Source organism: Flavobacterium aurantiibacter, from assembly GCF_002251775.1.
Taxonomy (GTDB): Bacteria; Bacteroidota; Bacteroidia; order Flavobacteriales; family Flavobacteriaceae; genus Flavobacterium; species Flavobacterium aurantiibacter.
In genome coordinates, this window is sequence record NZ_NOXX01000175.1 from 21,206 (window position 1) to 28,034 (window position 6,829).

Annotated in this window: 5 protein-coding genes; 3 read left to right on the forward strand and 2 right to left on the reverse strand. The window is 41.1% G+C overall.

The genetic code is table 11. From position 1 onward, the window contains the following. Positions 1 to 64 precede the first annotated feature (64 nt). Complete coding sequence (locus CHX27_RS05460; protein WP_094485752.1) at positions 65 to 2,269, reverse strand: patatin-like phospholipase family protein; 2,205 nt, start codon at positions 2,267 to 2,269, stop codon at positions 65 to 67. After that, a complete protein-coding gene (gene uvrC, locus CHX27_RS05465) occupies positions 2,266 to 4,074 on the reverse strand; it encodes an excinuclease ABC subunit UvrC (protein WP_094485753.1) in 1,809 nt (602 codons plus the stop codon). The genes CHX27_RS05460 and uvrC overlap by 4 nt, the downstream gene beginning before the upstream one ends. 85 nt (positions 4,075 to 4,159) lie before the next feature. Between uvrC and CHX27_RS05470 the strand changes: the two genes are divergently transcribed. From CHX27_RS05470 to CHX27_RS05480, 3 genes are all read left to right on the forward strand, one after another. Next, on the forward strand, positions 4,160 to 5,164 hold the full coding sequence (locus tag CHX27_RS05470; protein ID WP_094485756.1) for a succinylglutamate desuccinylase/aspartoacylase family protein: 1,005 nt from the start codon (positions 4,160 to 4,162) through the stop codon (positions 5,162 to 5,164). Continuing rightward, a complete protein-coding gene (locus CHX27_RS05475; RefSeq protein WP_165764448.1) occupies positions 5,148 to 5,714 on the forward strand; it encodes a 5-formyltetrahydrofolate cyclo-ligase in 567 nt (188 codons plus the stop codon). The genes CHX27_RS05470 and CHX27_RS05475 overlap by 17 nt, the downstream gene beginning before the upstream one ends. 441 nt (positions 5,715 to 6,155) lie before the next feature. Then, positions 6,156 to 6,533, forward strand: coding sequence for a GxxExxY protein (locus CHX27_RS05480; protein ID WP_094485754.1), 378 nt, complete (start codon positions 6,156 to 6,158; stop codon positions 6,531 to 6,533). Positions 6,534 to 6,829: the final 296 nt, after the last annotated feature.

A 6,829-nucleotide genomic window follows, 5' to 3' on the forward strand; every position in this document is an offset into this window, starting at 1 on the left:
ATCTTTTTTACGGATATGTCGAACAATTCATCTCGTTGCTCTGCGTAAAATGCCTCAGAGCAAATCAAAATATAAACCCGATACTGAACCAGGTGAAACCATTGCCAGTTTCGGGCGACCAAGAATACTTGATTTCGGCAGGTCCGATGATGGTTTCGAGTCCGTAACCCAATGCGTAACCTGAAATTTGTGGTCTCGATAGCCAGTCAGAAGTTTGAAACAATCGATTTCCTAGATTCATAAAATTAGCAGCAAAGTTAATGTGGTGCTTGCGGTAAAATTCATAATCGAAGGTACCTGTGGCTCGTATGTAACTATCTGCACTTAAGCTTACAAAATTGTAACCGTAAAAAGGTTTAATGTTGAGAATATCGGTAAAACCGTACCCGCCAAAGGTGAAATTAAAAAAATCAATGGTGCGTTCGCCAATTGCAAAACCAGCGTCGGATTCGAGCTTTAAGGTTGTTCTGGGAAAGAACTTTGTAGCGAAAGCCACATGACCCTTAGCTATAGAAAATGGTTCAAATTCCTGAGTATAATTCGTAGAGTAAAACAAATGTTGCACATCGGCGCCAAACATCCAACCCGATTTTGGGAAGTATCGGTTGTCGAAACTGTCGAACTTTAAATAGCCGAAAACACTATAGTAGTTGCTTTGTTCAAAAAGTGGTGCAGTATCTTCTAGGGTTTCCGACTTTATGCGGATATTTTGATGTTCTAGTCCGCCACCTAACAGTAGCCTTTCTAAAAATAAGGTTTGTACATAAATTTGATTCAGCCAGTTTTCCACATCCAAGTTTAAGGAAGAAACACCCAACAAATCCAGTATTTTGCCGTCGTTAAAGTCGGTTTTTGCGTTTCGATTGAACGAATTAAATCTGCTTTTAAATCCGTAACTCCAGTAAAATCCGTTGTCGATGTAATAATCTAAATTATATCGCAATTGGTCGCCTAGCATAAAATCTGCTGAAAAAACATCGTTTTTTAAGAGTGTTTTCTTGTGGGTTACGTTGAGAAGAACAGCACTTTTAAACAAACCATCGTAATGTGCACCGATTTTAAAAAAAGTTCTATTCGGATTTTCAATCAACTGTAAAATTAAATCGTCTCCCTGACCGTTGTCCTCAAATTCGTACGAAATACCGCTAAAGTTCTGTGTCGCATTTAAGTTGTTGATTCCTGTACGCAACTGCTCATACGTGACTTCTGTTTCTGGCTTAATTTTCAACTTTCCAAGAACATAGGCTCGAGTATAATTCTTGAGTTTACCGGTTTGAATTCGGTTTATTTTTACCGAATTATCAGTAGATTTTAAACGATGTTTGTGTGCAGAAACCGAATCTCCATAAGCCTTAAGCTTTTCGTAAACCGTAAAAGCCGCTTCTTCTCCAGCTCGAATTATTGCCGCTCCGTCGTCGAATGATATCACCGAATAATTAGAAACGTCTGGTTTTATGTAGATATCGGTATTTTCAGCTTTTTCTTTCATGCGTTCCAACATTCCCATGTTCGAAATTTGTACCAAAATTCGTGTTGCATCGCGCAACGCATTGCGGTCTTTTAATCCGTCTTGAACGTCAACACCAATAATAATATCAGCTCCCATGTTGCGAACTTCTTGAATGGGATAGTTATTCACCACACCTCCGTCAATCAACAAGCGTCCGTTGCGTTCCACAGGAGCAAACAAACTCGGAAACGAGCTACTAGCAAGCATTGCCTGTGGTAAGGAACCGTCTTTCATAATTACTTGCTTACCAGTTTCTATATCTGTAGCAATACAAATAAACGGAATCGGCAAGTCGGAGAATTTTTTGACGTGCCTAACGTTTGCCGTCAATCGCGACAGTAAATTATAGTTGTACATGCCTTTTGATAAAGCAGTGGGAATCCCGATTTTAAATTTATCGAAAGGTAAAGTAAGCGCATACATTTCGTCGTTACGTCGTTCATAATAGGTTTTCGAACGTCGAGGAATATAATCTTGTAACAATTCATCAAAATTCGTCGACCTAAAAATCGAATCAATTTGCGTTGCGTTGTAACCCGATGCATACAAGCCACCAATAACCGCACCCATGCTTGTTCCTCCAATGTAATCTACTTTTACGCCCGCCTCTTCCAAAACCTTTAAAACGCCAATGTGCGCAAAGCCCTTAGCGCCACCGCCACTTAAAACCAAACCAATTTTTTTTCGCGGAACTGGTTGTTCTTGCGCTGTCGCAGAAGCAAGTGATAGCAAACATAACAAGAGGAGAATTTTTTTCATGTTGATTTTTGTTCGTTTGTTTGATAATGATTGATGATTTTTTTTGCTTTTGAAGCACCAACTACCTCGGCAATATCAGCTTCCGAAGCTTCTTTTAAACGCTTAACCGACTTAAACTTCTTGATTAGAGAAGTCATCGTTTTTTCGCCGATGCCCGGAATTTCTTCGATTGCCGAAACCAGTGCCGTTTTACTGCGCTTGTCTCTATGGAACGTAATTCCAAAACGATGAGCTTCGTTGCGTAAATGCTGAATAATTTTTAGAGTTTCCGACTTTTTGTCGAGATACAACGGTATCGGATCGTTCGGATAAAACAGCTCTTCCAAACGTTTCGCAATTCCAATTATAGCCACTTGGCCGCGTATGCCTAAAGCGTCAAAACTCTTTAATGCCGCTCCCAATTGTCCCTTTCCACCGTCAATTATTACCAAATTGGGTAAGGGTTCGTTTTCTTCGAGTAGACGTTTGTAGCGGCGGTAAACCACTTCTTCCATCGATGCAAAATCGTTCGGACCTTCAACGGTTTTTACATTAAAATGGCGGTAGTCTTTCTTGCTTGGTTTCCCGTCTTTAAAAACCACACAAGCCGAAACCGGATTCGTTCCTTGAATATTGGAGTTATCGAAACACTCGATATGGCGCGGCTCCACAGGCAAACGCAAGTCTTTTTGCATCTGTGCCATAATCCGATTCGTATGTCGGTCGGGATCCACAATTTGCAACTGCTTCAATTGTTCAATGCGGTAGTATTTGGCATTGCGTTCCGACAATTCCAGCAGCTGTTTTTTATCGCCCAATTGCGGAACCGTTACGCGAATACGCTCGCCTAAATCAATTGAAAACGGCACTATGACTTCGCGAAACTGCAAGGAAAAACGCTCTTGAATTTCTACAATGGCCAACTCCAAAAGTTCGGCATCCGTTTCGGCGAGTTTCTTCTTGATTTCAAGCGTATGCGAACGAATAATCGCGCCGTGCATGATTTGCAAATAGTTGATATACGCCGCACTTTCGTCGGAAACAATCGAAAAAACATCCACATTCGTGATCTTCGGATTGGCAACAGTCGAGTACGCCTGATACTTTTCTAAAGCTTCGATTTTCACTTTCATTCGTTGCGCCAATTCAAACTCCAAATCCTGGGCGTATTGCTGCATTTGCGTTTTAAATTCGCGTAAGCTGTGCTTGAAATTCCCTTTCAACAATTGCCGAATTGCTTCTACTTGCTTTTCGTAGTGTTCGCGGGTTTCGTTTCCTTCACACGGACCTTTGCAATTGCCAATATGATATTCCAAACAAACTTTGAATTTATGCGAATCGATGTTCTTTTCCGACAAATCGTAATTGCAGGTACGCAGCGGATACAATTCTTTAATCATATCCAGTAAAGTGTGCACAATTTTAAAATTGGTGTACGGGCCGTAGTATTCCGAACCGTCTTTAATCATGCGCCGTGTGGGAAAAATACGCGGAAACGGTTCTTTTTTGATGCAAATCCACGGATACGACTTATCGTCGCGAAGCATTACATTATATCGCGGCTGGTGTTTTTTGATGAGGTTGTTTTCCAATAACAACGCATCGTTTTCGGTTTCAACTACAATGTGTTTAATGGTAGCAATTTTGCGCACCAATACGTTTGTTCGTGCATTGTCGTGCACTTTATTGAAGTACGATGAAACGCGTTTCTTCAAGTTCTTTGCTTTGCCAACATACAGTATTTTGCCCTCTTTATCGTAGTATTGATAGACCCCTGGATTGTCGGGTAGAGTTTGTATTTGAAGTTGAACAGACGGCTCAGACATTTTCTAAAAGATCTAGTGTAAAGTTACAGCGAACCTTCTAATTTTGGTAATGACTTTGAAAAATATGCTACTTTTAACAACGCATATGTCAAAAAACCAGAAAAAACTAACGCTTTTAGGCGAAGAAATACTGCCCGGACAGTCGAAAACACTGTATCTCGAGCTGGCACGCCTGCCCACGGCAACCAAACTTAAAATACCTGTTATTGTTTGTAGAAGCAAGAAACCAGGGCCAACCGTCTTGTTTTCGGCCGGAATTCACGGCGATGAAATCAATGGTGTAGAAATTGTTCGGCAGCTTATTGTGCGAAAACTAAATAAGCCCGATGCCGGAACCATTATCTGTATTCCGGTAATCAATATTTTCGGATTTGTCAATCAATCGCGCGAGTTTCCCGACGGTCGCGACCTCAACCGGGTATTTCCCGGAAGTAAAAAAGGTTCGATGGCCGGCCGTTTTGCCTATTACATTCTCAAAGAAATTTTGCCGGTCGTCGATTTTGCAGTCGATTTCCACGCAGGTGGAGCCAAGAGATTCAACGCTGCGCAAATTCGAATCGTTCCCGGCGATCCGCAGCTGCTTGAATTGGCACACGTGTTTGCGGCGCCCTTCATCTTGTATTCTAAAAACATTTCGGGTTCGTTTCGAACTGCTGCCGAGAAAGCAAAAGTACCGATGCTGCTGTTCGAAGGTGGTATGTCTTTAGATATCAATCCGCAAATTGTGCACTGCGGCGTTAACGGCGTTATTCGTTTGCTGAATTTTTGGCAAATGCGAAAAGATAAAGACGTACCCATTGCTTCCGAAGCAACGATTTTGGAACGCTCGGGCTGGGTGCGCGCAAAAGCATCGGGTTTTTGTCACGACCGCGGATTTTTAGGAAAGTTCGTGCAAAAAGGTACGGTCTTGTGCGAAATAACCGATCCGTTTGGCAAATTCGTGCAAGCCATCAAAGCGCCACATCACGGCTACGTCATCAATGCCAACTTAGGTTCGATTGTTTACGAAGGCGATGCGCTGTACCATCTGTCTATCGAAAAGTCGGCTGCGGTCGAATCACAATTCTATAAAAATGACGGACAAGAATAGTCTTCGCGCACTGTATAAGAAAAAGCGCTTGGAACTTACTCTGGCGGAGCTTACAAAAGCGAATAGTCGGATTTTCGAACAGTTTCAAAAAATCGACTTTTCGGAGTGCAATCTCATTCATCTGTACACACCCATAGCTAAATGGAACGAGCCGGATACGGTTTTGTTGCGCGATTTTTTATATGCCATCGGCAAACGTTGTGCAACTGGAATTGTCGTCGAAAACAGTACCGAAATGCAGCAGGTCGAGATTTTTCACGATACCCAATTTCGCAAAAACAACTGGGATATTCCAGAACCGGTTGAGGCCAAAACTATCGCCGTTTCTGAGATCGATTTGGTAGTTGTGCCGCTGCTTTGTTGCGATAAGGAAGGCAATCGTGTGGGTTATGGCAAAGGCTTTTACGATGTTTTTCTACGAAAGTGTAAACCAAATGTTCAAGCAATCGGACTTTCATTTTTCGAGCCGTTGCGGGAAGTCATTTCCGCCGAAGCGCACGATGTTAAACTCAGCGGATTATTAAGTCCGAATCAGTTTTATCGATTTTAATTTTTTGGGTGCGCCTTGCCCGTCCGAGCCAGATCCCAAGCGGGCAAGTCGCGCTTTTCATTCCAATAAACCTTGCTCAAGCGGCTTTTGGTAAGGTATAAAACGGGCTTCTTAGGTCGCCGTTTTACACCAACCGCCAGCGCTTTCCCTGTGGTTTATTTCCATTGCAATCGCTCGCAGGGAAAAACGTTTTTGAATAGCCGTCTTAGATTGACGATTTTTGGCAAAAACCGATTAAATAAGGTAGTAAATGGATTTTATAAGTTGCGATTCTTATCCAAATAGAACTTTTGAACAAAATTAAGGTGAAAGTAGGAAAGGTTGGTTTTCTCTGGAAGTCTGTAATTGACATTTTTTAAGTAATTTTAATACCAGATTCAACCAAAAAATCAAAGCACCCTCATTCTAAAATGATGATAAACAAATTGTTATTTAAAGAAAATGACGGAAAACGAAATTGCGAATAAAATAATTGGACTAGCCATAGAAGTACATGCGGCTATTGGACCGGGTTTGCTCGAAAGTGCGTATAAGGAATGCTTAAATTATAAAATTAAAACTGCCGGATTAGCTGTTGAAAAAGAAAAACCAATGCCGTTAATCTTCGAAGATGTAAAATTGGATTGTGGCTACAGAATAGATTTGTTGGTAGAAAATAAAGTAGTAATCGAAATAAAAAGTGTTGAGGCAATCAACGATGTTCATTTAGCTCAAACCTTAACATATATGAAGCTGGGTAACTATAAGTTGGGTCTGCTAATTAATTTCAACGTGTCGCTTTTAAAGTACGGCATACGAAGAGTTGCAAATGGAATTTAAATTAGAGCTTTTTAATCAACACATAGTTATTTTACCGCAAAGTACGCAAAGAAGTCGCAAAGCACGCAAGGCTTTTAAAGAGAATTTTTTAGGTCAAACCACGTCTTTGTTGTTAACCGTTTTTGAATCGGTACTGTTTTGAATTTAACCTAGTAATATTTTTATTCCGAGACAAAGCGCTCCAAAAGCGCAGCTTTTTTTAGTCCTTTGCGTAAAACTCTGCATTCTTTTTTATTGAAAACAACTTTGTCCAAAAGCGCAGCTTTCTTTGCGTCCTTTGCGCAAAACTCTGCGTC

Coding starts and splice junctions, on each gene's coding strand:
- CHX27_RS05475 (WP_165764448.1), top strand. CDS start 5,148: ATGACGGACAAGAATAGTCTTCGCGCACTGTATAAGAAAAAGCGCTTG.
- uvrC (WP_094485753.1), bottom strand. CDS start 4,074: ATGTCTGAGCCGTCTGTTCAACTTCAAATACAAACTCTACCCGACAAT.
- CHX27_RS05460 (WP_094485752.1), bottom strand. CDS start 2,269: ATGAAAAAAATTCTCCTCTTGTTATGTTTGCTATCACTTGCTTCTGCG.
- CHX27_RS05480 (WP_094485754.1), top strand. CDS start 6,156: ATGACGGAAAACGAAATTGCGAATAAAATAATTGGACTAGCCATAGAA.
- CHX27_RS05470 (WP_094485756.1), top strand. CDS start 4,160: ATGTCAAAAAACCAGAAAAAACTAACGCTTTTAGGCGAAGAAATACTG.